This window comes from Trinickia sp. (assembly GCF_051961175.1).
Lineage (GTDB): Bacteria > Pseudomonadota > Gammaproteobacteria > Burkholderiales > Burkholderiaceae > Trinickia.
Genome location: NZ_JBQCDN010000009.1, coordinates 1 through 25,478, shown reverse-complemented (window position 1 = coordinate 25,478; position 25,478 = coordinate 1). Strand labels below are relative to the sequence as shown.

Annotated in this window: 27 protein-coding genes; 15 read left to right on the top strand and 12 right to left on the bottom strand. The window is 60.3% G+C overall.

The window, feature by feature from the left end; all coding sequences use genetic code 11:
- Nucleotides 1-59 precede the first annotated feature (59 nt).
- Nucleotides 60-854 (bottom strand): alpha/beta fold hydrolase, encoded by a 795-nt coding sequence (locus ACTHL0_RS00635; RefSeq protein WP_440564617.1) that lies wholly within the window; start codon nt 852-854, stop codon nt 60-62.
- Complete coding sequence (locus tag ACTHL0_RS00630; protein ID WP_440564616.1) at nt 851-1,891, bottom strand: M14 family zinc carboxypeptidase; 1,041 nt, start codon at nt 1,889-1,891, stop codon at nt 851-853. Before ACTHL0_RS00630 ends, ACTHL0_RS00635 begins: the two co-directional genes overlap by 4 nt.
- Nucleotides 1,892-2,220: 329 nt before the next feature.
- Between ACTHL0_RS00630 and ACTHL0_RS00625 the strand changes: the two genes are divergently transcribed.
- The 8 genes from ACTHL0_RS00625 (at nt 2,221) to ACTHL0_RS00590 (ending at nt 11,564) form a co-directional block, all read left to right on the top strand.
- Nucleotides 2,221-3,504 (top strand): 4-aminobutyrate--2-oxoglutarate transaminase, encoded by a 1,284-nt coding sequence (locus ACTHL0_RS00625; protein ID WP_440564615.1) that lies wholly within the window; start codon nt 2,221-2,223, stop codon nt 3,502-3,504.
- 42 nt (nt 3,505-3,546) lie between these two features.
- Nucleotides 3,547-5,016 (top strand): NAD-dependent succinate-semialdehyde dehydrogenase, encoded by a 1,470-nt coding sequence (locus ACTHL0_RS00620; RefSeq protein ID WP_440564614.1) that lies wholly within the window; start codon nt 3,547-3,549, stop codon nt 5,014-5,016.
- Nucleotides 5,017-5,337: 321 nt separating this feature from the next.
- Nucleotides 5,338-6,108, top strand: a complete 771-nt coding sequence (locus tag ACTHL0_RS00615; RefSeq protein ID WP_440564613.1) for an ABC transporter substrate-binding protein — start codon at nt 5,338-5,340, stop codon at nt 6,106-6,108.
- Nucleotides 6,109-6,278: 170 nt separating this feature from the next.
- On the top strand, nt 6,279-7,394 hold the full coding sequence (locus tag ACTHL0_RS00610; RefSeq protein ID WP_440564612.1) for a succinylglutamate desuccinylase/aspartoacylase family protein: 1,116 nt from the start codon (nt 6,279-6,281) through the stop codon (nt 7,392-7,394).
- Between the two features lie 170 nt (nt 7,395-7,564).
- Nucleotides 7,565-7,789: a hypothetical protein gene (locus ACTHL0_RS00605; protein WP_440564611.1), complete on the top strand. Its 225-nt coding sequence runs from the start codon at nt 7,565-7,567 to the stop codon at nt 7,787-7,789.
- Nucleotides 7,790-8,123: 334 nt separating this feature from the next.
- Nucleotides 8,124-8,537, top strand: coding sequence for a hypothetical protein (locus ACTHL0_RS00600; RefSeq protein ID WP_440564610.1), 414 nt, complete (start codon nt 8,124-8,126; stop codon nt 8,535-8,537).
- 445 nt (nt 8,538-8,982) lie between these two features.
- Nucleotides 8,983-9,231, top strand: coding sequence for a hypothetical protein (locus tag ACTHL0_RS00595; RefSeq protein WP_440564609.1), 249 nt, complete (start codon nt 8,983-8,985; stop codon nt 9,229-9,231).
- 422 nt (nt 9,232-9,653) lie between these two features.
- A complete protein-coding gene (locus ACTHL0_RS00590; RefSeq protein WP_440564608.1) occupies nt 9,654-11,564 on the top strand; it encodes a hypothetical protein in 1,911 nt (636 codons plus the stop codon).
- A gap of 496 nt (nt 11,565-12,060) precedes the next feature.
- On the opposite strand, the gene ACTHL0_RS00585 is transcribed toward ACTHL0_RS00590, so the two are convergent.
- From ACTHL0_RS00585 to ACTHL0_RS00570, 4 genes are all read right to left on the bottom strand, one after another.
- Nucleotides 12,061-12,348: a HigA family addiction module antitoxin gene (locus ACTHL0_RS00585; protein ID WP_440564606.1), complete on the bottom strand. Its 288-nt coding sequence runs from the start codon at nt 12,346-12,348 to the stop codon at nt 12,061-12,063.
- 9 nt (nt 12,349-12,357) lie between these two features.
- Nucleotides 12,358-12,636, bottom strand: coding sequence for a type II toxin-antitoxin system RelE/ParE family toxin (locus tag ACTHL0_RS00580; protein WP_085227708.1), 279 nt, complete (start codon nt 12,634-12,636; stop codon nt 12,358-12,360).
- A 256-nt stretch (nt 12,637-12,892) separates the two neighbouring features.
- A complete protein-coding gene (locus ACTHL0_RS00575) occupies nt 12,893-13,090 on the bottom strand; it encodes a hypothetical protein (protein WP_440564604.1) in 198 nt (65 codons plus the stop codon).
- Nucleotides 13,091-13,432: 342 nt separating this feature from the next.
- On the bottom strand, nt 13,433-13,921 hold the full coding sequence (locus ACTHL0_RS00570; RefSeq protein ID WP_440564603.1) for an Lrp/AsnC family transcriptional regulator: 489 nt from the start codon (nt 13,919-13,921) through the stop codon (nt 13,433-13,435).
- Nucleotides 13,922-14,040: 119 nt separating this feature from the next.
- Between ACTHL0_RS00570 and ACTHL0_RS00565 the strand changes: the two genes are divergently transcribed.
- The 4 genes from ACTHL0_RS00565 to ACTHL0_RS00550 all read left to right on the top strand — a co-directional run bounded on the left by ACTHL0_RS00565 (nt 14,041) and on the right by ACTHL0_RS00550 (nt 18,153).
- Nucleotides 14,041-15,072 (top strand): histone deacetylase family protein, encoded by a 1,032-nt coding sequence (locus tag ACTHL0_RS00565; protein ID WP_440564602.1) that lies wholly within the window; start codon nt 14,041-14,043, stop codon nt 15,070-15,072.
- A gap of 29 nt (nt 15,073-15,101) precedes the next feature.
- Complete coding sequence (locus ACTHL0_RS00560; protein WP_440564601.1) at nt 15,102-16,181, top strand: ornithine cyclodeaminase; 1,080 nt, start codon at nt 15,102-15,104, stop codon at nt 16,179-16,181.
- A 37-nt stretch (nt 16,182-16,218) separates the two neighbouring features.
- Nucleotides 16,219-17,349, top strand: a complete 1,131-nt coding sequence (locus tag ACTHL0_RS00555; protein ID WP_440564600.1) for a branched-chain amino acid ABC transporter substrate-binding protein — start codon at nt 16,219-16,221, stop codon at nt 17,347-17,349.
- A gap of 183 nt (nt 17,350-17,532) precedes the next feature.
- Nucleotides 17,533-18,153, top strand: coding sequence for a cysteine hydrolase family protein (locus tag ACTHL0_RS00550; RefSeq protein ID WP_440564599.1), 621 nt, complete (start codon nt 17,533-17,535; stop codon nt 18,151-18,153).
- A gap of 236 nt (nt 18,154-18,389) precedes the next feature.
- On the opposite strand, the gene bla is transcribed toward ACTHL0_RS00550, so the two are convergent.
- A complete protein-coding gene (gene bla / locus ACTHL0_RS00545) occupies nt 18,390-19,295 on the bottom strand; it encodes a class A beta-lactamase (protein ID WP_440564598.1) in 906 nt (301 codons plus the stop codon).
- Nucleotides 19,296-19,452: 157 nt separating this feature from the next.
- Nucleotides 19,453-19,686, bottom strand: a complete 234-nt coding sequence (locus tag ACTHL0_RS00540; RefSeq protein WP_440564597.1) for a hypothetical protein — start codon at nt 19,684-19,686, stop codon at nt 19,453-19,455.
- Between the two features lie 256 nt (nt 19,687-19,942).
- On the opposite strand from ACTHL0_RS00540, the gene ACTHL0_RS00535 reads away from it, so the two are divergent.
- The 3 genes from ACTHL0_RS00535 (at nt 19,943) to ACTHL0_RS00525 (ending at nt 23,001) form a co-directional block, all read left to right on the top strand.
- Nucleotides 19,943-20,287 carry a hypothetical protein gene (locus ACTHL0_RS00535; RefSeq protein WP_440564596.1) on the top strand — a complete coding sequence of 115 codons (345 nt, stop codon included), beginning with the start codon at nt 19,943-19,945 and terminating at the stop codon, nt 20,285-20,287.
- 765 nt (nt 20,288-21,052) lie between these two features.
- The gene (locus ACTHL0_RS00530) at nt 21,053-22,234 is read left to right on the top strand and encodes a serine hydrolase domain-containing protein (RefSeq protein ID WP_440564595.1); all 1,182 of its coding nucleotides are present in this window, start codon (nt 21,053-21,055) and stop codon (nt 22,232-22,234) included.
- Nucleotides 22,235-22,566: 332 nt separating this feature from the next.
- Nucleotides 22,567-23,001, top strand: coding sequence for a hypothetical protein (locus ACTHL0_RS00525; RefSeq protein WP_440564594.1), 435 nt, complete (start codon nt 22,567-22,569; stop codon nt 22,999-23,001).
- Here the strand turns inward: ACTHL0_RS00525 and ACTHL0_RS00520 are convergent.
- The 4 genes from ACTHL0_RS00520 to ACTHL0_RS00505 all read right to left on the bottom strand — a co-directional run.
- Nucleotides 22,998-23,351, bottom strand: a complete 354-nt coding sequence (locus ACTHL0_RS00520) for a hypothetical protein (RefSeq protein WP_440564593.1) — start codon at nt 23,349-23,351, stop codon at nt 22,998-23,000. The two genes, ACTHL0_RS00525 and ACTHL0_RS00520, sit on opposite strands and share 4 nt — an antisense overlap.
- Nucleotides 23,352-23,729: 378 nt before the next feature.
- Nucleotides 23,730-24,209, bottom strand: coding sequence for a nuclear transport factor 2 family protein (locus tag ACTHL0_RS00515; protein ID WP_010808884.1), 480 nt, complete (start codon nt 24,207-24,209; stop codon nt 23,730-23,732).
- Nucleotides 24,210-24,355: 146 nt separating this feature from the next.
- Entirely contained in the window at nt 24,356-24,826 is a 471-nt protein-coding gene (gene cynS / locus ACTHL0_RS00510; protein WP_440564591.1) for a cyanase, read from the bottom strand.
- A 61-nt stretch (nt 24,827-24,887) separates the two neighbouring features.
- The coding region (locus tag ACTHL0_RS00505) for a carbonic anhydrase (RefSeq protein WP_440564590.1) at nt 24,888-25,478 on the bottom strand (591 nt) is incomplete at its 5' end.

Genomic DNA, 25,478 nt, shown 5'->3' with positions numbered 1-25,478 from the left:
GGGTGACGATGCTCGACGTTCAAAGGGCGCGGCCAACTGACCTTCAACTGGCAGGGCGATTATGCGCTCGTCGAGGGCGTGGCGACAGCCGAGACATTCCCCACCCATGCGGCGATCGTCCCGGCCAGCCACGCCGGATCGTCGTGCGGCAGGTCGTGTCCGGCCCAGGGGTGCTCGATCAACGCCGCGCCCCAATGCGCCGCCAGCTTCGCGGAGCAAGACGGGTGCACGAGTGCATCGGCGCGCGAGACGAGCAGCAGCACGGGGCAACCGGGCGCCATCGAAGGCCCCACGAAACGCGCCGCCGCCGCCAGTTGCCGCCACGCATTGGCCCGGCTCGGCGGCGCGTCCTCGTAGATCGCCGTCCAGGCGCTCAGATCCGCGTCGAGCGTGTCCATACGGCGGCATGTCAACGCGTGAATGGCCGTCTCGGCGCCGCGCCGCGCGCCCCGGTGCCAACACCGTGCCGCTTGCATCACCTGGGGCCATGCGCTCGGCCGCAGCCGCTCGAACGGTCTGTTATAGCGGCGCAGGCTCGTATTGATGAGCACGAGCCGCTCGATCTCCGACGGAAAGCGCTGCGCCCAATCCACTGCCACCATCGCGCCGAGCGACAGCGCGACGATGCGATAAGGCGGTGCAGGTGCGGGCCCAGGCGCCGCGAGCCGCGCACGCACGAAATCCGTCGTCGCGGCGATGCTCGCCGGCGCGCGCTCGCCCGCCCATTGCCCGCTGCCGGGCAGATCGAGGCAGACGATCTCGTCATGCAATCCACACGCGCGTAATCGGTCGGGAAGCTGCGCCCAATGTCTCGCCTCGCGCGTCAACCCGCGCAGCAAGATCCATGCGCTCATAGCCGCGGCCTCCGGTACCAGTATTCGATCGCGCGGGTCATCAAGAGCTCGCGGCTGGCACCGCACGGCAGCCATCGTTGCGATCCATAGGCCGCGCGCGCGAGAAAATCGAGCAGATTCGTGTGCCGGCGCAAGACGCGTTCGGTGCGATGCGCCTTGATGGGATTGAACATCCCTTCTCGTCGCAAGATCTGCAGCGGATTTTTCTTGATCCAAAGCCACGAGCCGAGCTCGAGCGTCAACGGCAAAAAGATCGACGGCGCACGACATCGATCGTAAGCGTAGTCCCATAGATCGCCATGCGCGAGGTACTGCATGCTCTGCGGCTCGAACAGATAGCCGTGATGCGGATGCGCCTGCTCGAACATGGCCTTGAGCATGAACACTTCCGGCAAATGCCCGATGTGGCGCGTCGATTTCGCGTACGGAAACCAGATGCTGTCGCGGAACCCGTAGCCGGAGTGGCAATCGAGCGCGAAGCTGAGCGGCCGCGACAGCAACTCCTCCTCCACGACGCGCAGCAACGTCGCGGCCTCGATTTCCATCGGCGCACCGCTGGCGCCGCGATACCAAGGCAGCCAAGGCCCGATCCGTTGCCCGCCCGCCAGGAACGGCACGCGTCCTTCCGCGTTTTGCGGGGCGTTGCGCATGAGATCCACGCCGTTGGGATTGGAACGCGTGATGGCCCACATGCCGCCGGGATTGACGATGGGCATGAAAACGAGCCGCACGGCCCGCAGTTCGTCTTGCAGCAGCTCATCCCATTCGAGGCGCGCGACGAGCGATCGCATGTAATCGAGCAGGAGCTGCGTGCCGATCCGTTCGAGGCCGTGAATGCCGGCGAAAAAGCCGATGGCGGGCGCTCGCGGGTCGGGCGAGCCGAGGGTGGCGACATAGATCGGAAAAACGCGTCCGCGCGCGTTCACTTCGCTGACGACGCGCACGGCCATCCGCCGGCTGCCTGCGTCCAGGATCGCTTTGAGTTCTTCGTATTCCGCGAACGTGGTCTCGGGCAACGAGGGTAGAACGGCGGTCATTCCGGTGATTTCAGGCTTGCGCTGGCCACTCACTAGTGGGCCGGGCGTCGATCGAGAGGGACAAGGCCGTCTCGCGACGGCCGCCCTCGTAAGACTCTCAATATAGGCCGTTTTGCGAGCAGCGGACAGCCCGGTCCGCACGCAAATGCGGCCGTCGCTCAGGTAGACAAGAACACGCGCCAACGCGGGTCGCGTCCAAAGTGGCTCCATCGTCCCAGCCAAAATGGCTCTGAATCTAAGAGCCAAAGCTGGCTATAGTCGCCGTACCGTGTCGGCCGGAAAGTGCGCCGACTCCGCCACCAACGAACCGGCAAGACGAGGAGAACACCGTGAAGAATTCCGATCTGCAGGCCCGCAAGAACGCCGCCACGCCGCGTGGCGTCGGCGTCATGTGCGACTTCTACGCCGCCCGCGCCGAGAACGCCGAGCTGTGGGACGTCGAGGGCCGCCGCTTCATCGATTTTGCCGCGGGTATCGCCGTCTTGAACACAGGCCATCGCCACCCGCGCATCGTCGCGGCGATTGCGCAGCAGCTGGAGCGCTTTACGCACACCGCCTATCAGATCGTGCCGTACGCATCCTACGTGGAACTGGCGGAAAAGATCAATGCCCGAGCGCCGGGCACCCATCCGAAGAAGACGGCCTTCTTCACGACCGGCGCCGAAGCCGTTGAAAACGCGGTGAAGATCGCGCGCGCAGCGACGGGCCGCCCCGGCGTCATCGCCTTTGCCGGCGGCTTTCACGGCCGCACGATGATGGGCATGGCGCTCACGGGCAAGGTGGCCCCGTACAAACTCGGCTTCGGCCCGTTCCCGTCCGACGTTTACCACGCGCCCTTCCCGAATCACGTGCACGGGATCACGACGGCCGATGCGCTGCAGGCCCTCGACACCCTGTTCAAAGCCGATATCGAGCCCGCCCGCGTTGCCGCGATGATCTTCGAGCCCGTGCAAGGCGAAGGCGGCTTCAACATCGCGCCGCCCGAGTTCGTGCGGGGCCTGCGCCGCCTCTGCGACGAGCATGGCATTGTCCTCATCGCCGACGAAGTCCAAACCGGCTTCGCCCGCACCGGCAAGCTGTTTGCCATGGAGCACTACGACGTCACGGCCGATCTGATCACGATGGCGAAAAGCCTGGCGGGCGGCATGCCGCTGTCGGGCGTCGTGGGCCGGGCCGATTTGATGGATGCGGCCGCGCCCGGCGGGCTCGGTGGTACCTATGCCGGCAACCCGCTCGCCTTAGCTTCGGCGCATGCCGTGCTCGACATCATCGACGAAGAAAAGCTCTGCGAGCGCGCCGTGCAGCTCGGCGACACATTGAAAGCGCGCCTGGAAGCGTTGCGCAGCGAGATCCCGCAGTTGGCGGACGTCCGTGGCCCCGGCGCGATGGTCGCGGCCGAATTCCTGGAGCCGGGCACCCGCACCCCCGATCAGGCCTTCGTCAAGCGCGTACAAGCACGCGCGCTCGAACGCGGCCTGCTGCTGCTCGTTTGCGGCACCTACGGCAACGTCATCCGGTTCCTTTTCCCGCTGACGATCGAGGCCGCCGTCTTCGACGAAGCGCTCGGCCTGCTGGAAGAAGTGCTGAAAGAAAGCGTCGGCGCGATGGCGTAGAGTGAACTTTCCGATCTCCCGATACTCGCCGTTGGAGTTGACATGCAAAACCTGGAATCGATCGATCTGAAAGACCCGTCGTTGCTGAAGACGCAGGCATACATTGCGGGCCACTGGCAAGACGCCGAAAACGGCGCCACCTTCGAAGTGCGCAATCCGGCAACGGGCCGGGTGCTGGCTACCGTGCCCTTGATGGGCGCGGCCGAAACCCGGCGCGCGATCGAAGCGGCGAATGCGGCCTGGGCCGCCTGGCGTGCGCAGCCGGCAAAAGCGCGCGCCGCTGTCCTGCGCAAGTGGTATGACCTGATGCTCGCGCATGCGGACGACCTCGCCGCCATCATGACGGCCGAACAAGGCAAGCCGCTGACCGAATCGAAGGGCGAAATCCAATACGCCGCCTCCTTCCTCGAGTGGTTCGGCGAGGAAGCGAAGCGCGTCTATGGCGATACGATTCCGAGTCCGACGGCAGACAAACGCCTGGTCGTCGTCAAGGAACCGGTTGGCGTCTGCGCGGCCATCACGCCTTGGAACTTCCCCGCCGCGATGATTACGCGCAAGGTAGGCCCGGCGCTGGCCGCAGGCTGTCCGATCGTCGTCAAGCCGGCCGAGGCAACGCCGCTATCCGCCCTGGCGCTGGCCCTGCTGGCCGAACGTGCGGGCGTCCCGGCGGGCGTCTTCAGCGTCGTCACGGGTGAACCCAAAGCGATCGGTGCTGAAATGACGAGCAACGCGCTCGTCCGCAAACTGTCGTTTACCGGTTCGACCGGAGTCGGCCGGCTGTTGATGTCGCAGTGCGCCGCGACGGTCAAGAAGCTCTCGCTCGAACTCGGCGGCAACGCGCCCTTCATCGTCTTCGACGATGCCGATCTCGACGCCGCCGTAGCCGGCGCGATCGCCTCGAAATACCGCAACAGCGGCCAGACCTGCGTCTGCGCCAACCGCTTCTATGTTCACGAGAAAGTCTACGACGCGTTCGCCGCGAAGCTGCGCGCCGCCGTCGAGCAGCAATTGAAGGTGGGCCGCGGCACCGAGCCGGGCGTGACGCAGGGCCCGCTCATCAACGAAGCCGCGCTGCTGAAGGTCGAGACGCATATTGCCGACGCACTGTCGAAAGGCGCGCAAGTCGCGACGGGCGGCAAGCGTCACGCGCTCGGCCACAACTTCTTCGAACCGACCATTCTGACTGGCGTCACATCCAGCATGTTGGTCGCAAAGGAAGAAACGTTCGGCCCGGTGGCACCGCTCTTCAAGTTCACGACCGACGACGAAGTGGTGCGCCTGGCCAACGATACCGAATTCGGTCTGGCCGCCTACTTCTATAGCCGCGACATCGGCCGCGTCTGGCGCGTGGCCGAAGCGCTCGAGTACGGGATGGTCGGCATCAATACCGGCCTGATTTCGAACGAAGTCGCACCGTTCGGCGGGGTCAAGCAATCGGGCCTCGGTCGCGAAGGGTCGCACTACGGCATCGACGAATACGTCGTCGTCAAGTATCTGTGTATGGGGATTTAAGCGGAATCACGATTTTAAACGTTGATTTATTGCTGATTTCGAAATGATGGAGCGCGCGGCGTGACGCTGGACGAATCATTCGGAGACAAGCGATGCAATACCACACGCTCGATTGAATGCGCATTGCGCGCTTTTCGAGATGTTGCATTTGGCCGTCATCCGGTGTTCTACTAGCGGCGCCGTTATTTTGACGCGGTATGCTGTGCGCCGCGCTGCCAGCCTGCGGCAGCCCGGGAAAACCATCGGCCGCCTGCCATGTGCAGCGGCACCTCGAAGCGGTATTGCCGCATCGAGGTCGATCGAACCACTCGAGGAGTCAACGTGAAAAAATTGTTAGCCGCCGTGACCATCGCCACGCTCGCCGCATCGGCAGGCGTGGCGCAAGCGAAAGACTGGAAGCAAATTCGTATCGGCGTCGACGCAAGCTATGCCCCCTTCGAATCGAAAGCTCCGGACGGCAAGCTCGTCGGCTTCGATATCGATCTCGGCAACGAGATCTGCAAACGCCTGCATGCGAAATGCGTTTGGGTCGAAAACGACTTCGACGGCATGATCCCCGGCCTGAAGGCCAAGAAGTTCGACGGCGTGCTGTCGTCGATGACGATCACGCCGGAGCGCGAAAAGCAGATCGCGTTCTCGAAGCCGCTGTTCGACACGCCGACGGCACTCGTGGCAAAGAAGGGCTCGGGACTGGTGCCGACGGCTGATTCGCTGAAGGGCAAATCGGTGGGCGTCGAGCAAGGCACGATCCAAGAAACGTATGCCAAGACGAATTGGGAATCGAAGGGCGTGAAGGTCGTTCCCTACCAGAACCAGGACCAGGTCTATCAAGATCTGATCTCGGGCCGTCTCGATGCAGCCTTGCAAGACAAGGTGCAAGCCGACCTCGGCTTCCTGAAGCAACCGCGCGGTGCGCAATTCGCCGAAGCCGGCGAACCGATCCCGAGCGGCGCCGCCGCCATGGGCCTGCGCAAGGACGACACGGATCTGAAGGCGGACGTCGACAAGGCCATCGACGGCATGATGAAGGACGGCACCTACAAGAAGCTCGAGAAGAAGTACTTCGACTTCGACGTCGCCCCGAAGGGCTGAGCGTTGGCCGGGCGCTAGCCGCCCGGTGTTCGAACAAGAGGCTCCGCGTCGAACCGGAGCCTTTTTTATATTGTGCGTCGCCCGGCGCGTAGAACGCGAAGCGCGCGCCGACGTACAATCGAACACCTCCCCCGCCCACGCGGCGCGCAGGACAGGCGCTGACAATCCCTATGCAAAAGAAGATCCATCCGCTGATTTCCCCTTCGCTCGGCACCGAGCGCGCGCTGACGAGCTTTCATTACGGGCCCACGGGCGGCAAGAAGGTGTACGTGCAATCGTCGCTGCATGCCGACGAGCTGCCGGGCATGCTCGTGGCGTGGGAACTGCGCCGCAAGCTGGCCGCGCTGGAAGCCGCGGGTCTCTTGCACGCCGAGGTGGTCGTCGTCCCGGTGCCGAACCCGATCGGGCTCGGACAGCATGTGCTCGGGCAAATGATCGGGCGGTTCGAAACCAACACGGCGACGAACTTCAACCGGAATTTCCACGATCTGGCCGCGCTCGTCATGCCGCGCATCGAATCGCAATTGACGGGCGACGCCGATGCGAACCTGCGTGCGGTGCGGGCCGCGATGCGCGAAGCGCTCGCTGCGCAGACGCCGCGCACGGAACTCGAATCGCAGCGTCTCGCGCTGCAACGGCTATCGTGCGACGCCGACATCGTGCTCGATCTGCATTGCGATTTCGAAGGCGCGATGCATCTGTATACGAATCCGGAGCTGTGGGCCGACGTCGAACCGCTCGCCCGCTACCTCGACGCGAAGGCGTCGCTGCTTGCGCTCAATTCGGTCGGCAATCCGTTCGACGAGATCCACAGCTTTTGCTGGTCGGAGCTGCGCACGCGCTTCGGCAACCGGTTTCCGATTCCGAATGGGTCGATCTCGGTGACGGTTGAGCTTCGTGGACAAGCCGACGTATCGTATGCGCATGCGGAACACGACTCGCAAGCGATCGTCGAATACCTGACGCAACGTGGGCTGATCGACGGCACGCCGGCGCATCTGCCGCCGCTTGCGTTCCCTGCGACACCGCTCGCCGGTACGGAACCGTTGGTGTCACCCATCTCCGGCATCCTCGTATTTCGCACGCCGGCCGGGATCTGGGTCGAGCAAGGTCAGGAAGTCGCCGACATCATCGATCCGCTGACCGATCGCGTCGAAACGCTCAAAGCGGGGACAGCGGGTGTCCTGTATGCGCGGCATCGTACGCGCTTTGCTACCGCTGGAATGGAAGTGGCTCGGATCGCCGGGGCGACGGCTTATCGGAGCGGGTCGTTGCTGTCGGCGTAAGCGTGGTGAGCTGAGGCATGCTGTTGTGCGTCGCACAATGGCATGTGCTTAAGTGCCTCCCATGTAGGATCGAAGCCCCACGCGCCGGGATACTTGGCTTTTGCAGGGAACGGTGGCGGAAAGTTGTTGGCCATTGATTTTGCCGGGGCTGTCTTCATGGTGTGGTGCCCATGATCGGCACGGCAGCAAAAAGCGCCATACGCATTGCTGACAGCTTTCAAGATTTGGCTTCCCGTTTCGATATCCAAGGAACGTCTACCGGTGTCGCGTTCCGTCGTCGGCACGGCACTGCAGACCGTCTGCGCAGCAAGCGGCAGGGTTCGGCCCAGTTTCAGACACTCAACGTTACTGGCCAGATTGGCGACAATCCTCACCCACTTTCCCAATTGCAGTGAGGGGGAATCGCTGCAGGGCTGGCATTGATAATGATGGGCGGACTCCTAGCGTTGCCTACGGGAACAAGTCTCCTGCATTTGCAAACTGATGCCGAGCACTACGACAACACTAAAGAACTGATCGCACACAGCCGATATTCACTCACCAAGCCGATGGCGACACCGCAGCTCTCGCGGTTTGGAAAGTTCTGATCCTCAGCGTGGCTGATGCCTTGGCCGCGGCACTGCCGGTCATCAAGTTTCTAAACAACAAATCCGGAAATACGAAATGCGTTTTATCCCTCTTTCAGCGATCTGCGTCTTCCTCCTTGCCGCGTGTGCGGGAGCGCCAACCATGAATCCTCTACCCGCCGACCGGGGGCACGATGTAAGCGTCGCACTTGCTGGCGGTGTGAGCGAATTGCAGATCGATACGGGATCATTTGACATTTCTTCTGAAGCGAAGGCGGATCTTCTCGGGGCCTTCCATGCCGAAATGACGAAGATCGGTATTCCGGTTACGGCGGCGGGCGCTCCGGTCGCGCTGCACGTCAGTGAATTCAAGACACGGCCTGTTGCAGCACGCATACTCTTTGGCGCGCTCGCCGGCAGTGACCACATCAAGGGGACGGTCACGATCGCAGGAACCGAGTTCGAGGTGGCCGACACAGGTGTCACGGTGGCGGGTGGCCTAGGTGTTGTCGCAAGGAATGTGGGCGTACAGACCGCAGACGGGATTGGGAGGCTGGCCGGCGTTGCCGTCAAGTAACACACTCAGTATTGTCCAGGGCGGACCGCGCTTCTGACAGCGCGGTCCGTGCCTCAAGCACCATTGGTTACGGCGCGGGTAACGAAATGGTGTCGCAGAAGGGTGAGCATTCGCATCCGATCGGCCGCTATTGGCCGATCGAGGGGCCGATTGGGGTCTGCGACGGAGGTCAGCATCGGACCGGGGTCGGCCAGTTGCGGCCGTTCGACATAGCGACGTAGATTGCCGACAATCGTAACCCAGCGCAGCATTGGACGAATATGCGTATCGTCGTCGCCATTGGCGGGCGACGTAAGTGACGTCAGTCCCATGACATTCGATAAAACTGGTGCGGCGCTCGACGCACCGCTTGAAACCCGTTTGGTTAAAGGATGCGTTAAACGAGGGCACGGTCATGGTACTTCGAACGTTGATTTCAGCTGTCGTCACTAATGTGAGGCAGCGAATGAGTAAATCCCCGCTACAAGGGCAAGAATACCGAAGCGCGTTCAAACTCTACAGCGAGGACGGCAAACGAGTTGCCGACGTGCTGGAGTTCCGCAACGGTGAAACGTATCTCGATGAGCAGGAATGGGTCGAAGGGACTACATTTAGGAACCGACATGCCGGAAGATTGGTTGGTCCGTTCGCCTCGCCAGCAGATGCAGAAAACTTCGTAGTGGCGACACCCTGGTTCCGCGGTAGCCATGCATAGGCATTCGCTTGCAGCACTCCGTGAACGTCCGTTCTGGAGAATTGTGAAGGACCGTTGAGGGTCGGCATCTGTCGTCGGCGTCGCGTTTGCCAACGGTGCGGTGCACGCCTCGTCGTCGGGCCGGATCCGGTCAATACCGGTCTATTGGCTCATTTGCCCGAACGACCGCTTCAGGCTGCTTGGAGCCACTCGCGTAGCGGGTGTCGGTCGACGGGCATCCTTGCATTGCCGACATCGCATCCGTCAAATTCTAGCCCGCAAGTTGCCACTCAACGCGCTCGCTCAGTGGGCTGTCGCAGCCGTGTTCTGGATCGACGGGTTGAGCAGGACTCCCACAGATCAAGTTAGGTCACAAAAACTTGGTGACCGCATAGCGGGCAGGCGGCGATACTGCGGTGGCCTCTTCTACGCTAACTTAAACCATGGCAAGTATCATCCCCTCCGCACCTCTGCGACCTCTGCCGTACGGATCCTTCCTGCTGGCGACCTCGTCCACGGCACTGTTGCCGCAGGAACTCGATGACTTGCTGAAGGACGCCCTCAAGGCCATCAAGGAAAAGGTGATAGCCGGCGGCGGCCGGATGACGCAGAAAACCACGATGTTGCAGTGGCCCTCGGTGGCTGGCGTGCAGACTGTTGCCGCGCACTACGAGGTCGCCACTAAATGCAAATGGGAAGCCACGTTATACGACAGCAGCCATGAACTAGTCCTCATCTGCTACAAAGCCGAGCACCTGGCAATTCACTGCTCCAATTCGGATCACCGCCGCGTCCTTGCATCTCTCGTGGGTGTTACAAGCGCGCAGCCTACGCATCCGAAACTCGTGCGCCTACACAAGCTCTCTGCCGGTCATCTGACTTCTGCATTCCTGCAGAATGGTCCGCTCAAGGCCATGTGGCTGGCGGGTACGCACCGCTCGGTGCAGGTCAAGCCCGATTCCAAGATCCTGAGTGGTGCTGACCTGGAGCATGCCCTGGACCCGCTGGGTGACAGCACTTACCTCGCAGCGGCCGTGCGCGGCGCTTCTATCGGCGTCAGCCTCAACAGCTCTGGTGTCTGGACAAAGGCTTATGCCTCGCCTGCCGATTTGATGGCGGCGATCAACCAGTTGCTTGACACCATCAGCGCTGCGGTCGGCACCTCCGCCGTGCTACCGGTGCTGGCCAACGAACTCCTCAGCTTCGCCGGCGTAGGCCAGATCTTCGACTTCGAAGTGGGTCCGCTGGAGCTTTCCGCTTCCATAGCACGCAGGCGCACGGTCGAGTCGTTGCTCGAGCACACGGCATTCGAAGTGCTGCCGCCCAATGCTGCAAGCGCTGCGCAGCCCGGCGGCTTCAACCTCAGGATTACCCGCAGGCCGGCGGCGGCGAGCGGCACCCCGGCACCCAGCGTGTCCGTCACGGTGCATCCCGCCTTCTCCTCCGCCGCCTCTCCAACGCTGCGCTTCGTGGTGTCCGGGACCCCGGCGGCCATCGCCGACCCCCACCTGCGGGAAGCGGTGAACCTGCTGAGCCGGACGCCCGCGCTATTCCGTGTTTTCTACGACAGCGGCCATACCGTCAGCGCGGGGCATCTGTCACTGGCAATCGTTAGGGATCGTCCCTTCGCCCACTGGATATGGGGCGATTTCGGTGTGGCGGGCGGCGCGCCGCAGGCCTTCCGGGTTGACAAGGAGAAGCCGACTGGCAACGACCTCGCGCTACTGTGGAGCCTGCCCGCCGAGGACAGCCTGTTCTCATGGTTCCTTTGGGCCGTCGCGGATCCGGTGCAGGCCGGCAAGCTGCAGTTGACGCCGCTGACAGTCGTTGGTGACACCTGGCTGTTCTGCGACGACGACTCGGGCGAGGTCGCGGACTTTGTCTATGTGCACGCGCCGGCAACTGGGCAACCGCTAATCTGCCTGGTGCACATCAAAGGAGCGCGTTCGGATTCCCTCGCCCGCGAGATGGTCGCCGGACCGTACGAAGTGGTCTGCGGGCAAGCGGTCAAGAACATTCGTTTCATCGACGCGGGCACCTTGCTCAGGCGTATCCAGCACCGCGTCCTCGATCCTGCGCGGCCGCTTTGGAACGCACCGAATGCAATGGGCGCAGCCCCGGCGGGCAACCGCACCACCTTCGTCGCCCTGCTGACAGCGTTGGGCACGAACGTGGACTACCGGGTGATCGTTGTGCAGCCGCATGTCACCGCGGCGGCGTACGGGCTGCCGGTCAATCAGCCCACAGCGGTGCCGCCCGCACTGGGCTCCGTCCAGCTCAGGTCGCTGCTGTCAGGAACCTATAACGCCGCCAGGGCAGTGGGCGCGGAGTTTCATGTAGTGGGCGCGGCCTGAGGTTGCGCAATTGGCAAGCAAGGCCCGTGCGATGACCGGAGCAGTTGGCTCCAGGATCGCCAGAGGCGTTTGACGAGGTACCCCTTCCGGTGAGTCCCGCCGGACTGACTATGGAGGAATCAGGCGGCTCGTCTGGCAGCGCCATCTTCGGGTTAGAGATCCGTGATCGAGCAGGCATATAGCTGCCGTCCGCTAGTACCCGCTTGTGGCGAGGTTCCGTCGCCCGAACTAACGTCTGCGACCGACAGCAACCGCAGCAAACCCGACTTTGACCATCGAGGCGCGAGCGGCAGCAATGGGTTGAGCTAGAGACATTCCGCAGAAGCTAACTGAAGGACCGTAACGCCGATGTCGGCGAACCCGCCCGAGTGAGGCGACGGCTCGTATGGCACAGTGCGGCCAGGAAGTGACGTTCAATGTCGCCCCGACCGTGCCGTTCAGACGACCGCTTCACCCACATTCCGCGCAATACGGACAAGATGCGAAGCCATTCGCATCAAGCAGCGTGCCGCGGAAGCGGTTTAATCTTCGGGGCCGGCTGCTGCTGCGCCTGCCACAAATCCCATTGCGCCTGCATGCCGACCCACATTTCGGGCGACGTGCCGAGCCATGCGGCGAGCCTCAGTGCGAAGCTGGCAGTCACACCTGACTTGCCGTTCAGCACGTTGGATAGCGTAACGCGGTTGATCTGCAACGCCTCCGCCGCCTGCCCGACGGTCATGTCCTCAGGGATCCATTCCCGCAGCACCTCGCCCGGGTGCGCAGGATTGTGCATCATCGCCATACAATCACCTCAATGATAATCCTGGTAATCCACCAGAATCGCGTCCGTACCCTCGAACGTGAAGGTCAGCCGCCAGTTTCCGTTAACCCAAATCGACCAATGCCCTTTCAGATCGTCTTCGAGCGAATGCAATTTCCAGCCCGGAGCGTTCATGTCATCCGGCTTCGTGGCCGAATTCAGGGCCGTTAGCTGGATACGAAGGCGCGTCGCGTGATGTGGTTGGATTCCGGCCTTGCTGCCCTTCATGAAAAACCGTTCGAGCCCTTTGTGTCGGAAGGTCTTGATCATGGGAGCCATTGTAGCCTGTATGGCAACAGGCTACAATGTTTTTCCAGTGCGTTGTCCGTTCTGGCAATACCCGCGCCCGGTAAGCATCGGCTTCACATGTCTCGCTCTCAGTTCCATCAAGGCATCTCTAGTGCATGTCGATTGGCGACGATCTACGATGCAGCGCACGAATGACCGGAACCGGGCCGAACCCGGTCCGACACGTCCGGCTCAGTTCGACCCTAAACGGACCGGCACCGATTCCGGAAGCGGACGTTCAGAAGTGTGCAGGATCGAAGAAACCTTCGTTTTCAGGAAGAACGGCGAGGCGATCACGAAAACATCGGCCGTGGCAAAACCAAACTTGCCACGTTTTTTCACCCGCCGAGGTAGTGACTTTGACCTCGCAGGGATCCGTCTCGTTCTTTTCGATCGACTGACCACAAAAACAGCAAGGGCCCGAAACGATTTGCACGATTAGCTCCTTTGACGACAATGCCATCGCGACCGCCAAACTTCTATATCCGCTCCCAGACTTCGTATTCGGGGGGGGCAGCTATCTGGTGAGCTTGCCCTTATTCCACGGCACACGCGAGCCGACGGGCGCAGTATGCTTTTCCATAACGATCTCCTTTCAATCGAAGGGAGATCTAGTGGGCCCGCCAGCGGTCGCTGAACGGTTCGGAACCTGCCCGATACTCACTGTAAGCTTGTCGGGCATAGGGAACGTCGCGGAGAGCTGACTACTACTTAAGCAATGCGGCTTCCCACGGCGGGAGAAGCCCATCTGACCGAGCGGCCACTACGAGAACCTAGTCTAGTCGTCGGAAACTTCCAAGCGACTAGTGGATTTGATCTCACGCAAGGCCAAGCTGGAGTGAATTTCCGCAATGCCGGCCTGCTTTCTCAAGATCCGCTCGATAAACTCCCCGTAGGAATCAAGATCCCGCGCAACAATTTGCAAGATGTAGTCCGCGCTTCCCGTAATCTTATGGCACGCCAGTACTTCAGGCCGCTGCTTGATGACTGACTCGAAGTCATCGGCAGTTTTGTCGGACGGAACCACAAACCTGACGCTCGCGAACGCGAGGATGTTTAATCCGAGCTTCCGTCGGTTGAGGTTGGCCTGATAGTCGATGATGAAGCCCGTCTCCTCGAGATGCTTCCGGCGCCTCCAACACGGTGTAGTGCTTAGCGACAACTGTTCGCCGAGGGCGGTGTTCGTGAGCGTTCCATTCTCCTGCAACAACCGCAGCATCTTCCTGTCGATCGAGTCGAGTTCCCGATTTGCACTTTCTGTCTTCATTTCCGCTTCCCGTTAGTCAACTTGTGCGCGAAGTATAGGGTCGAGGTCCCAAGAGAGCAATCAAATCGCTCGACGCCATCCTTAGAATATTTTCAACTTTGGGGAGGCTACGCGACACCATGCTCACGATTTATGGAAAGGCTCATTCGCGCCATCACGGCGTCGAGCTCAAGGATGGAAGGCTCTCGAAATCGTTCGAGAGCCCACGTCGCGCGGAAACGATACTGCAGCGCATTTGTGCGACAAATCTCGGGGACGTGATTTCACCGCATTCGTACGACGCTTCGCACTACACGCGCGCCCACAGCGGGCACTATGTCGACTTCCTTGCGAAGGCGTGGGGCGAATGGAAAGCCACGGGTAGGACAGGTGAAGCATTACCACTAGTCTGGCCGGTGCGGGACCTGAAAACCGCCAGACTGCCGAACTTTATCGACGGCAAGTTGGGCTTTTTTTCCATGGATGCCGGCGCACCGATCGGCGAGCACACATGGGAGGCGGTCGCCGAAAGCGCCAATGTTGCATTGACTGGCATCGATCTCATTCATAACAGAGCGCATGCGGTATTCGCACTTTGCAGGCCGCCAGGTCATCACGCAGGGCGGGAATATGCGGGTGGCTATTGCTACTTGAACAACGCGGCGATCGCGGCAGAAAGGGCGCTCGCAAATGGAGCCCGGCGTGTCGCGATCATCGATGTCGACTTTCATCACGGGAACGGCACCCAAGATATCTTTTACGCACGCAACGACGTCCTGTTCGCATCGCTGCATGGCGATCCGAACGATTCGTATCCGTACTTCGCCGGCTATGCGGACGAAGCGGGCGAAGGCGTCGGCTATGGCTACAACCTCAACCTGCCGCTTCCGCACGGCACGGCATGGGCCGAATACAGTGCGGCACTAGCGCATGTGGTGACCAGCGTGTGCCGCTTCGCGGCCGACGTGCTGATCGTATCGCTAGGCGTTGATACGTTCGAGGACGACCCTATCAGCCATTTCAGGCTGAAGACTGAGGACTACTTGCGCATGGGCGAAATGCTCGCGTCGATGGCATTGCCAACCCTCTTCGTGATGGAGGGCGGGTATCTGGTCGACGCGATCGGCACCAATGCCGTCAACGTGCTGCAGGGATATGAGGGCGCTCGCTGAGCGCCCTGCCAACAACGGAGCAACTCAACATGACACTCTATATCGATGTAAGCGACGTCGCCAACCTGGTGCGTACCGCCGGAATCGATGATGTGCTGAACTCGATGGCATCGTACATCGAGCAGGACTATCGTCGCTGGAATCTCTTCGACAAGACGGCCCGTGTGGCCAGCCATTCCCCGGACGGCGTGATTGAACTGATGCCGACCGCCGACGCGCATCACTATTCGTTCAAATATGTGAATGGGCATCCTAAGAACACACACTCGGACCTGTTGACAGTGATGGCGTTCGGCGTGCTCGCGAACGTCGATACCGGCTATCCGCTGCTTTTGAGTGAGATGACATTGACCACGGCCATCCGTACGGCGGCGACCTCGGCACTGTTTGCGCGGCATCTCGCACGCAAAGGCTCGCGTTCGATGGCGTTGATCGGTAACGGCGCGCAAAGCGAATTTCAGGCGATCGCGTTTCACACGCAGCTCGGCGTGGACGAAATTCGGGTGTTCGATACAGACCCAGCTGCTACGGAAAAGCTCGTTGAAAATCTCGCTGCCTACCGGCAGTTACGCATCGTTAAAGCGATGTCTACCGCTGAAGCCGTGCGCGGAGCGGACATCGTCACGACGGTGACGGCGGATAAGACCAATGCGACCATCCTCACGCCCGACATGCTCGAAGAAGGCATGCACATTAACGCGGTTGGCGGAGATTGTCCCGGTAAGACTGAGCTTCATTGCGATGTCCTGCTCCGCAGCAAGGTCATCGTCGAATACGAACCGCAAACCCGCATCGAAGGCGACATCCAACAGTTACCGGAAGAGTTTCCGGTAACTGAATTTCACAAGGTGCTGTCGTGCGAGGCGTCCGGCCGCGAGTTCGATGAACAGATCACCGTTTTCGACTCGGTGGGTTTCGCGCTTGAGGACTTTTCCGCTCTGCGCTACCTGTATGCGGCCGCACGCGAGCGAGGTATAGGCCGCTCACTCGAGTTGATTCCATCGCCTTCGAATCCAAAGGATCTATTCGGAATTGCGATGGGCAGGGATTCCGCGACGGTCATGGGAGGTGCGAAGACATCGAAGTGCGGGGCAACGATCGCGGGATAGTCGAGAAGCAGGACCATCATAAATACGTGGAGACATCATGAAGCATAGTGTGAAGGTAGTATTGGCATTAGCGATTGCGGCATGCGCAACGTCCGCGCATGCGGATCAAGTCGTGCGCATTGGACACGTCGGTCCGTTGACTGGCGCGATCGCGCATTTGGGCAAGGACAGTGAGAACGGCGCGAGGCTCGCGATCGAGGAGATCAACGCGAAAGGGCTCGTCATCAATGGCCAGATGGCAACGCTCCAACTCGACCCGCAAGACGATGCGGGTGATCCGCGCACGGCCACCCAGATCGCGCAAAAGCTCGTCGACGACAAGGTGGTTGGCGTCGTTGGCCATCTGAACTCTGGTACGTCGATTCCCGCTTCGCGGATCTACCACGATGGGGGAATCGTTGAAATCTCACCGTCGGCGACGAACCCCGCCTATACCCAACAGGGTTTCAATAACACCTACCGGCTGGTTGCCACCGACGCGAAGCAGGGACCGGCGTTGGCACAATATGCTGCCCAGAATCTCAAGGTCAAGACCGTTGCGATTGTCGATGACTCAACTGCCTACGGCCAGGGTCTCGCAAACGAGTTCGAGGCGGCCGCGAAATCGCTAGGCATCAAGGTAGTTTCTCACGATGCTACAAACGATAAGGCAATCGACTTCCGCGCAGTTCTTACCAAAATAAAGGGAGAGAATCCGGATGCCATCATGTATGGCGGTATGGATGCCGGGGCTGGACCACTAGCGAAACAGGCACGTGATCTCGGGATACGCGCCCGAGTGCTGGGCGGCGACGGGATTTGCTCGACCACTCTCGCCAATCTGGCGGGCACCGCCGTGGACAACGTCGTCTGCTCCGAGGCGGGCATGGCGCTAGAAAGAATGCCGAATGGTGCGTCGTTTGCCAGGAGATACGAGGCTCGTTTCCATCAGCCGATGGAAGTGTACTCACCGTTTTCGTATGACGCAGTCTATATCATCGTCGACGCGATGAAGCGGGCAAATTCAACTAGTCCTGCGAAGGTATTGGCTGAGATGCCATCCACGGACTATCGCGGGGTAATCGGTGAAACTGTCTTTGACGATCATGGCGATCTGAAGCACGGCGCAATCTCACTTTACACGTACCAGAAGGGCAAGAAGAAGCTGCTCGACGTTGTTACCTTGTAGAGCATCGTCGCATCACGACCAGGCTCCGATCTCGAAGCGGGGGACCGGCGGCGACAGTGAGCTTGCCGGAATCGAAATCCGCATTGCCTCGAGGCAACATCTATGGCCTAAGTTATTTATTCCATTCAATATGAGTGGAACCGTTTATATTATTCATTATATTTTATCGAGAAGGATAAAAGCATGATCAAACAATTCGGTCACGATACGGCTCTGCTGCTTATCGATGTGCAAAAAGGCGTCAATGATCTCCGGCATTGGGGCGGCCCAACCGGTAGGCGCAACAACCCTGCGGCCGAGCGGCACATGGAAAGGCTGCTGTCGGTTTGGCGACAAGCTGGGTTGCCGGTGATCTATACCCAACACGACTCGCGGCAAAAAGTGTCGCCGCTGAAACTGAGTTTGCCGGGTGGCGAATTCATTGAAACGCTAAAGCCAAAGGAAGGCGAGCTGATCATCTGGAAGGATGTCAATAGTTCATTTATTGGGACGACTTTGGAGCTGGAGTTGCGCCGAAGGAATATCAACCGGCTCGTAGTGGCTGGGTTCTTTACGAATTACTGCGTGGAGACGACAGTTAGGATGTCCGGGAACATGGGGTTTGACACATATCTCATACATGATGCTTGCGCGACGACGAATCAGATCGGGGTCGACGGTGTCGATCACGACCCACAGACCATCCACGATATCTCGGTCACTAGCATGAACGGAGAGTTTTGCACCGCGCTTGATCACGAGCAGATCATTGGGCTGATAGTGCAAGACAACGCATCGCTCAACCGCATTCAGCGGAACGAATGAATTTGCGCGCCTGCCTCGAAGCAACGAGGCAAGGCCCGTTACCCTACCATCAGTATTGCTATCAAACCCGCCCCCCGCGTCTCATAGAAATCGCGGATCTCGCCACCAGGATCGTCAACAATCGCCTGATGTCAGGAGCTGAAGTTACGATGTATCGCGGAGCGGGCGAACAGACTTCCATCCTGCGGCGACTCGAAAAAAACAGGCTGATATTCCGAGCGCCTTCGATGCGTCGTTCACACCACTTCCATGGCCCACTGCGTAAAGGCTTCGCCCGCCTTTCGCAAAACTGACTCGCGTTCCGCCATCGCAAGGCCTGGCGCGTCATAGTAGGCCGCAACGATCAATGGATGTCGCCCGATTGGCCGCACAAGCGCGTAATCGTTTGTTTCCCCTCCAACACTGGTTCCCGGTCGGTCCGCACAGCTCCAGCTTTGAGGTAATACCGCGCGAATACGGCTGCGACCTGGCTTGCAATTGATCATTCCCCGTTCGAGTCGGGCGCGCGATTCCGCGGTGAGAGCATTGCCAAGCAGAAGCGTCTTCGCTAGGGTCACGATAGCCCGTGGTGATGTTGTATCAAGCAAGCCGCTATAGCTGTTTGACTGCGGCTCATACCGGTCTGAGCGGGTTACGGTATCACCCAATCGGCGAACGAATGCTGTAAGGGCTTCGGGCCCGCCCGCGCTCCTCATCAGCAGCACGGCAGCGGTGTTGTCGCTTTCCTCCAGTATGGCCCGGCACAGGTCATCGATCGACATCACACCGCGAGCAACGTTCGCCTGAGTCACAGGAGAGGTGAAAATCAAATCTTTTTGCGAATAGGGAATTTGACGGTCGAGCCGTTCTTCGCCCCGATCGACGCGCGCAAAAATCTGTGCTGCTAGGATTCCTTTGAAGGTACTGCACATGAGGAACCGCTCATCAGCGCGATAGCCAAGCGTTCGCCCGGAACCTGTATCAACGGCGAAGAAGCCCAAGCGACCACCTGACTCTGCCTCAATGTTGGCGAGCCGCCCTCTTTTCACGCATGTTTCAGCCGGTTCACACGAGGGGTTTGCACCAACTGCGCCTAGCACCCGAGACGAGCTGGTGACTATCGCGGCACTCAGCGCTGCTTTGGCAAAGGTCCGTCGTTTCATTCCATCTCCTTCGGATGGCGCCCACTATGGCGGCTTGGCTGCAGCCCGTCAAACGACAATATAAAAGGGGAGCCAGAAGAATTTCTTCTGGCTCCCCGTCGCCTAGGGAGGCGAGCGGCGCTGCGCAATGCGGGGCATCTAGGCGATGTCCAACTTCTTAGCGATGGTTGCCTTTAGCGGCCAAACGTCCGCCGTCGAAAGCCCGCTGTCTCTTCGAGAACACGCATACGCTAGCGGCGAACCCGACATTCGCGTCCGCGAACTTGATATTGCGGTAGAAAAACACGGTCGCGGCGCGCAGCCATTCGTTATCAGTGATTCTCGACGCACGTCCGCCCTCCGCCCTCGCCGCTTCGCTCTGTCTCATGGCAAAGGAGAGTTTCGAGGTCAAATGAGATGGGTCCATACCAGCTCGCGGCCGCAAATCGGCCTTAGCTAACATTGAGGTAACGATGTCGGTAACTCAACTACAGGTCGCTTCCCTGCCGGTCGCAAGCCGAGAGTCGCGAATGTCAGGTCTCGCTGGCAGCGAATGCGCGCTCTCGACCCGGTCGCCATCGCGCCCCCTTGTGGCGCGTTTCGGCCACTATCCGTCAGTCGCGCCCATGGGGTAAATTGTCGACATTTGCGACCCGAGAGCTGAATGCATGGACAACAGGCTAATACCTCTTGAACCGCTGTCGCAGGTCGTATTCATTCACGACTATTTTCAACTTGTTTTCGAGGAAGAGCGACTCACCGTCTACAACCGGGCCGCAGTTGCAAATGGCGAAAGTCTCATTTGGCATGGGACAACAGGGTTCTGTGACAAGCTCGTCGGATTAATCGGTCAGGGCGTGGTCGCCGTGACACGGACTGACGCGTACGTCCTTTGTCTTCATTTTTCTAACGGCGCTGCATTCTACATAGAGGCAGACCATGAGCCCTCATGGCCAGAAGCGTTTGATTTTATCGGTCGAAATCTCTTTTGGTACCACGAGCTCAACGGCTAGACCGTCAAATTGAAGGCCCGCTCTAGAACTGGCCGAAGGTCCGCTTCGGGTCTGGGCTGGCGAATCCCCAAGGCGTCGCAGTGTAGGAGGTCGATAGCGCGGTGCATGTGGCAGTGGTCGGCCAGGAGCGGCCGATTGACGTCTGTGGTGGGTTCTTCGGCAATCTGCAACGACCGGCCACGACTTGATGTCGCTAAACAAATCTTCTTCGACATGGCACACGAATATTTCGTCATTTTGCAATACCACGAGCCTGAACCCCGACAGCTCTTCGAGCGCGGAGTGATCGAAGACTATGAATCGACGACCGGAGTTTTCATCGCGGCGGAGTCTGCAGAAGATGCATTGATTTGGTGCGAGGCAATTGCCCAAGAGGTCCTTTGGCGATGCAATGACGACAGGTCGATAGATTGGAAGCAGTTGGGGTATTCGTGCTGGGTTGAATCCGATCCCAACACATCGTCATGGAGCCATTGTTTGGGCTTCTTTCAGCATGTGCGGGTCGGCGAAATGCCCAATGTCGACGCCATGGGTACGCCTACGTTATCTGGCAGAAGGGATAGCGCGACTCTCCCGCCACACGCCGTCCCAATGTCCGGCTTTGGGAAATGCGAGGGACCGTTTTGGGCCCGATAACCGCCAACTGAGCCGACAAAGCAAAGATAGCCTGCGAGGCCATGTAGCCCTTTTCGGTGTACGGTTAATAGTGATCGCGACCAAGGCGCTCCTAACATGTCGGCTAGACCGATCACGACGGAGCCCTTTATGCCCTTCACCCCAGCATCGTCATTGCAGCCGCCCGCCGATGCCGCGCTCGCCGAGCGCGTCGATACGGTGCTGTCCCGCGCGCTCGAATCGCAGCGTCTCGTCGGTGCGGTAGTGCTGATCGCGCGCGACGGACGGCTCGTCTATCACCGCGCGGCCGGCTTCGCCGACCGCGAATCGCGTACACCGATGCGCGAGGACACGCTGTTCAGGCTCGCGTCGGTGACGAAGCCGATCGTCTCGACGGCCGCAATGGTGCTCGTGGCGCAACGCAAACTGTCGCTCGACGATGACGTCACCCGCTGGCTGCCCAGTTTTCGCCCGCCCCTTCCCGACGGCGACGTGCCGGCGATCACGGTGCGGCAGCTGCTTACGCATACCGCGGGCCTGGGCTATCGCTTTGCGGAAGCTGATGAGGACGGGCCATATGCGCGCGCGGGGGTATCGGACGGGCTCGACGGCGCGGCCATCACGCTAGGCGAAAACGTACGCCGGATCGCGAGCGCGCCGCTGCTGTATGCGCCGGGGACGAACTGGAACTATTCAGTCGCGCTCGACGTGACTGGCGCGTTGATCGAGGCTGTCTGCGGGATGCCCCTCGCCGAAGCTGTCGATGTGCTCGTGCTCCGTCCGCTCGGCGCCCGCGACACGGCGTTCGTCGCGGTCGATCCCGCGCGGCTCGCGACACCGTACGTGAACGATACGCCGCGGCCGCACCGGCTGGCCGAGAACGAGACCGTACCTGCAGTTGAAGGAACGGTCGGTGTCACGTACTCGCCGGGGCGCGCGCTCGACGCGCATGCTTTTGCGTCGGGCGGTGCGGGGATGGTAGGCAGCGCGAGCGACGTGCTGCATGTGCTGGACACGCTGCGCGCGGGCGGCGGCGCACTGTTGCCTGCCGCCCTCGTGGACGAGATGGGACGTGTGCAGACTGGCAACTTCGATTTGCCGGACCGTCCCGGCTTCGGCTTCGGGATCGGCTTTTCGGTGCTCCGCGATCCACACGTAGCGGCGTCGCCGGAATCGGCAGGCACGTGGCGCTGGGGCGGTGTCTACGGTCACTCGTGGTTCGTCGACCGCGCACGCGGCCTGACCGTCGTGTCGCTGTCGAACACGCTCTACGAAGGCATGAACGGTCAATACACAATCGATCTGCGCGACGCCGTTTACGGCGCCAAGTGACGTCCAAGGCCTGCAATCGCGCGCCCCTTCGGGCTTGCTGTGCGTCCGTTTGACAGGATCGCAAGAAGGAAATGAGCCTCGATCCAGCGGTCCAGCCACGAATACGACTCGACGATGGGCACGAGGAGAGAATGCCGGTTCGTCGACTGGCGGCCACGAGCGGCCGTTCACATGCATCGTCGGTCGGACGTTCAGGCGTCGTATTTGCACCTGTAGTCGGTCATTCGTTTGCATTGCTGATATGGAGGCCGGTCGATTTTTATCGGCGACCGCTCTTAGTGTGCCGCTTGTCAGAAATTGACCGAAGGTTTAGGAAATCGCGGAATACGGGGTTGATCTCCCATCGCAGTCCGTCATCCCGGTTGGTTCGGGATTTCAGTAGCGTTGGATTTTCCGGGTACGACACGTGGTCGTATCCTTGGTTCTCTCCATTCTTTGGCCGAAAGCGCATTGAGGACACCGAAGCGGAGTTTAAATCTCAATGTCCGCAAATTTCGGAGGTACTCAGCGCCTTTTCGCGTCAAATCGATATTTATTCGACGGATGAGCTTTTGCGGACGATTAACAACCGGGCAATGGCCGCAAATCCGACAATCGTGGGAATTATCGGCAAGCCGACCGATCTCGACATTGCGCACTTTCTCTTTGAAATTGGATTCATTGCTGGTCGTCGAGACTTCAAGCTGATGCTTAATGTGATCGAGGTTTATCTTCTTGGATTGCTGCCTGGCAGCCGTAGTGCCTGCGGCCTTGCACAACTCCACTAACCACCGTGGACGATGAGCTGTGAGCGTCCACAGGACAAGATGTGGGGAACTCGTACGATCAAAACCGTTGAATCCAGGTGCACAGTATCGAAATCCGGCAGAGTGCTGACGCCGTTTTCTTTGAGAGCGCTTCTTATGCGGTAGGCCACCATGTAGCCGCGTCGTTCAGCGCCGGCCCAGCGTAAAAGCTCTCGGACGGAGACAGCGGTGACGTCTTCACGCGCTTCGAGACTTCCCCGAATGACAGCCAAGCGCTGATTCAAAGCTTCAATATTCATTATATAGTTGCAGGAGGACAAACCCGGATCTGGTTGGCCGAGCATCTTCTTAGCACTCTGACGCAATGTCATCGACACAGCCACCGTACCGGGGCCGGTTCCAGGCTAGGCGTAAGGAGAAATCGGCGCTAGCGGACGTCTACAGCGTAAGTCCGTGAGGCCGTTCGGGATCGACTGCCGCCGACCGTATCGAGCAGCAGTCGGCCAAAAGCGGCCGATCGTCGATTCCGCAGACTGGCGATTTGAAAAGACTGCTTTGCAGCTCAGACCTGACACCGGACACAGATCATACTTTCACCCAAGAGGAGCAAACGAAAAGTCGCGAATAATTCAACGACATTTAAGTCGCTACATCCCGACGGCGCGCCGGCGCACGCCCAACAATCCGTCATTCGTTGCCACTGGATTGTTGGACGCAAATGGCTCATCGCGGCTGTAACGATCCGGGCTTCAAAGTCCCAACTCGCTCAGTCCCGGATGGTCGTCCGGCCGACGGCCCAAGGGCCAATGATACTTGCGCTCCGATTCCTTGATCGGCATGTCGTTGATGCACGCATAGCGACGTTGCATGAGACCATCCTCGCCGAACTCCCAGTTCTCGTTGCCGTAGGAGCGGAACCAGTTGCCCGAGTCGTCGTGCCACTCGTAGGCGTAGCGCACGGCAATGCGATTGCCGCCGAACGCCCACAGTTCCTTGATCAGACGATACTCGTGTTCCTTCTTCCATTTGCGCTCGAGGAACGCCTGCGCTTCCGCGCGATTATTCGCGAACTCTGCGCGATTGCGCCATTTCGTGTCGAGCGAATAGGCGAGCGCGACCTTGGCGGCGTCGCGCGAATTCCAACCGTCTTCCGCGAGACGGACTTTCTCGATGGCCGTCTCCAGCGTGAATGGGGGAAGCGGCGGGCGAATTGCTGCGGGTGAAGTCATTTCGGATCTCCTTGTGGGGTACAGCGTGTTGCTGATGCTCGACGTGGAGCGCGGCCTGATCATCGTGCAACCTGAGAGGGCAAGGCCGCCCGAAGCAAGCGCGGCACCGGTGCTCAGTAAGAATTTTCGTCTTCGCATCATTGGGTTCAGAACGGCTTGGTCGGCAGATACTTGCCGTTGAGCGTGATGACGGCACGCTCGCCGCCTTCCGGGTCCGGCACCTTCTGGATATCGAGTTTGAAGTTGATCGCGCTGATGATGCCGTCGCCGAATTTCTCGTGAACCAGCGCCTTCAACGTCGAGCCGTACACCTGCACCATTTCGTAGAAGCGGTAGACGGTGGGATCGGTCGGCACGCCACCCGGAATGCTGCCGCGCACGGGAATGGTTTGCAGCAGGCGAACGGCGGCGTCGTCGAGCCCGAGGCGTTCGGCGACGAGCTTCGCCGCATTCTCCGGCAGCGCATGCTGACCGAGTAGCGCGGCTGTCGTGTATGCGAGGCTCAAGCCCGTGCCTTCGTTGATGGCTTCGAAGGTGAGGTTCTTGCGCACCTTCGCGTCGACGATCGTTTCCGTCAATGCTTCGCGTGCGTTCGGTGTGACTTGCGATTGGGTCATGATGTTGCTCCTGGTAAAAATCAACCTGGTGAGATCGACAGTCGGTGTGACAAGCCGGGAATCAGAGCGCAGCCACGCACTCGGCGGGCGTCGCGGTGACATCGGGATGCGCAGCGAGCGGCACGAACTGGCGGGTCGCGGCGTCGAGCGCGTCGATCGAGCCGGATTCGATGTCGTAGACCCATCCGTGCAAATTTAGGCGGCCTTGCGCGAGTCCCAGTGCAACTGAGGGGTGGGTCTTGAGGTTGTCGAGCTGAGCGATGACGTTCTCGCGCACCATCGAGTCGACGCGCTCGCGCTCGCCCGCATGTTCACGCGCCTCGTTGACGAGTCTCGCCGAGTCGGCGTAGCGCAGCCAGTTCGCGACAGCGGGCATATGGTCGAGGCACTTGCACGTCGCGACGGCCGTCATCGCGCCGCAGTCCGAGTGGCCGCATATCACCACATCCGTCACGCCGAGCGCGGCCACCGCATATTCGACCGTTGCCGACACACCGCCGGGCTCAGGACCGAACGAAGGCACGATGTTGCCGGCATTGCGGATCACGAACAGATCGCCCGGTTCGCGCTGCGTGACCAGTTCGGGAACCATGCGACTATCGGAACAGGAAATGAACAGTGTGCGCGGCGTCTGACTGGTGGCCAGCTTGCG

Excerpts from the sequence above, each read along its gene's own strand:
- ACTHL0_RS00535 (WP_440564596.1), top strand. The coding sequence starts at position 19,943 with ATGGACAACAGGCTAATACCTCTTGAACCGCTGTCGCAGGTCGTATTC.
- ACTHL0_RS00635 (WP_440564617.1), bottom strand. The coding sequence starts at position 854 with ATGAGCGCATGGATCTTGCTGCGCGGGTTGACGCGCGAGGCGAGACAT.
- ACTHL0_RS00590 (WP_440564608.1), top strand. The coding sequence starts at position 9,654 with ATGGCAAGTATCATCCCCTCCGCACCTCTGCGACCTCTGCCGTACGGA.
- ACTHL0_RS00565 (WP_440564602.1), top strand. The coding sequence starts at position 14,041 with ATGCTCACGATTTATGGAAAGGCTCATTCGCGCCATCACGGCGTCGAG.
- ACTHL0_RS00620 (WP_440564614.1), top strand. The coding sequence starts at position 3,547 with ATGCAAAACCTGGAATCGATCGATCTGAAAGACCCGTCGTTGCTGAAG.
- ACTHL0_RS00595 (WP_440564609.1), top strand. The coding sequence starts at position 8,983 with ATGAGTAAATCCCCGCTACAAGGGCAAGAATACCGAAGCGCGTTCAAA.
- ACTHL0_RS00515 (WP_010808884.1), bottom strand. The coding sequence starts at position 24,209 with ATGACTTCACCCGCAGCAATTCGCCCGCCGCTTCCCCCATTCACGCTG.
- ACTHL0_RS00630 (WP_440564616.1), bottom strand. The coding sequence starts at position 1,891 with ATGACCGCCGTTCTACCCTCGTTGCCCGAGACCACGTTCGCGGAATAC.
- bla (WP_440564598.1), bottom strand. The coding sequence starts at position 19,295 with ATGAAACGACGGACCTTTGCCAAAGCAGCGCTGAGTGCCGCGATAGTC.
- ACTHL0_RS00600 (WP_440564610.1), top strand. The coding sequence starts at position 8,124 with ATGAATCCTCTACCCGCCGACCGGGGGCACGATGTAAGCGTCGCACTT.
- ACTHL0_RS00585 (WP_440564606.1), bottom strand. The coding sequence starts at position 12,348 with ATGGCGATGATGCACAATCCTGCGCACCCGGGCGAGGTGCTGCGGGAA.
- ACTHL0_RS00570 (WP_440564603.1), bottom strand. The coding sequence starts at position 13,921 with ATGAAGACAGAAAGTGCAAATCGGGAACTCGACTCGATCGACAGGAAG.
- ACTHL0_RS00520 (WP_440564593.1), bottom strand. The coding sequence starts at position 23,351 with ATGACATTGCGTCAGAGTGCTAAGAAGATGCTCGGCCAACCAGATCCG.
- cynS (WP_440564591.1), bottom strand. The coding sequence starts at position 24,826 with ATGACCCAATCGCAAGTCACACCGAACGCACGCGAAGCATTGACGGAA.
- ACTHL0_RS00610 (WP_440564612.1), top strand. The coding sequence starts at position 6,279 with ATGCAAAAGAAGATCCATCCGCTGATTTCCCCTTCGCTCGGCACCGAG.
- ACTHL0_RS00555 (WP_440564600.1), top strand. The coding sequence starts at position 16,219 with ATGAAGCATAGTGTGAAGGTAGTATTGGCATTAGCGATTGCGGCATGC.
- ACTHL0_RS00605 (WP_440564611.1), top strand. The coding sequence starts at position 7,565 with ATGATCGGCACGGCAGCAAAAAGCGCCATACGCATTGCTGACAGCTTT.
- ACTHL0_RS00560 (WP_440564601.1), top strand. The coding sequence starts at position 15,102 with ATGACACTCTATATCGATGTAAGCGACGTCGCCAACCTGGTGCGTACC.
- ACTHL0_RS00550 (WP_440564599.1), top strand. The coding sequence starts at position 17,533 with ATGATCAAACAATTCGGTCACGATACGGCTCTGCTGCTTATCGATGTG.
- ACTHL0_RS00580 (WP_085227708.1), bottom strand. The coding sequence starts at position 12,636 with ATGATCAAGACCTTCCGACACAAAGGGCTCGAACGGTTTTTCATGAAG.
- ACTHL0_RS00530 (WP_440564595.1), top strand. The coding sequence starts at position 21,053 with ATGCCCTTCACCCCAGCATCGTCATTGCAGCCGCCCGCCGATGCCGCG.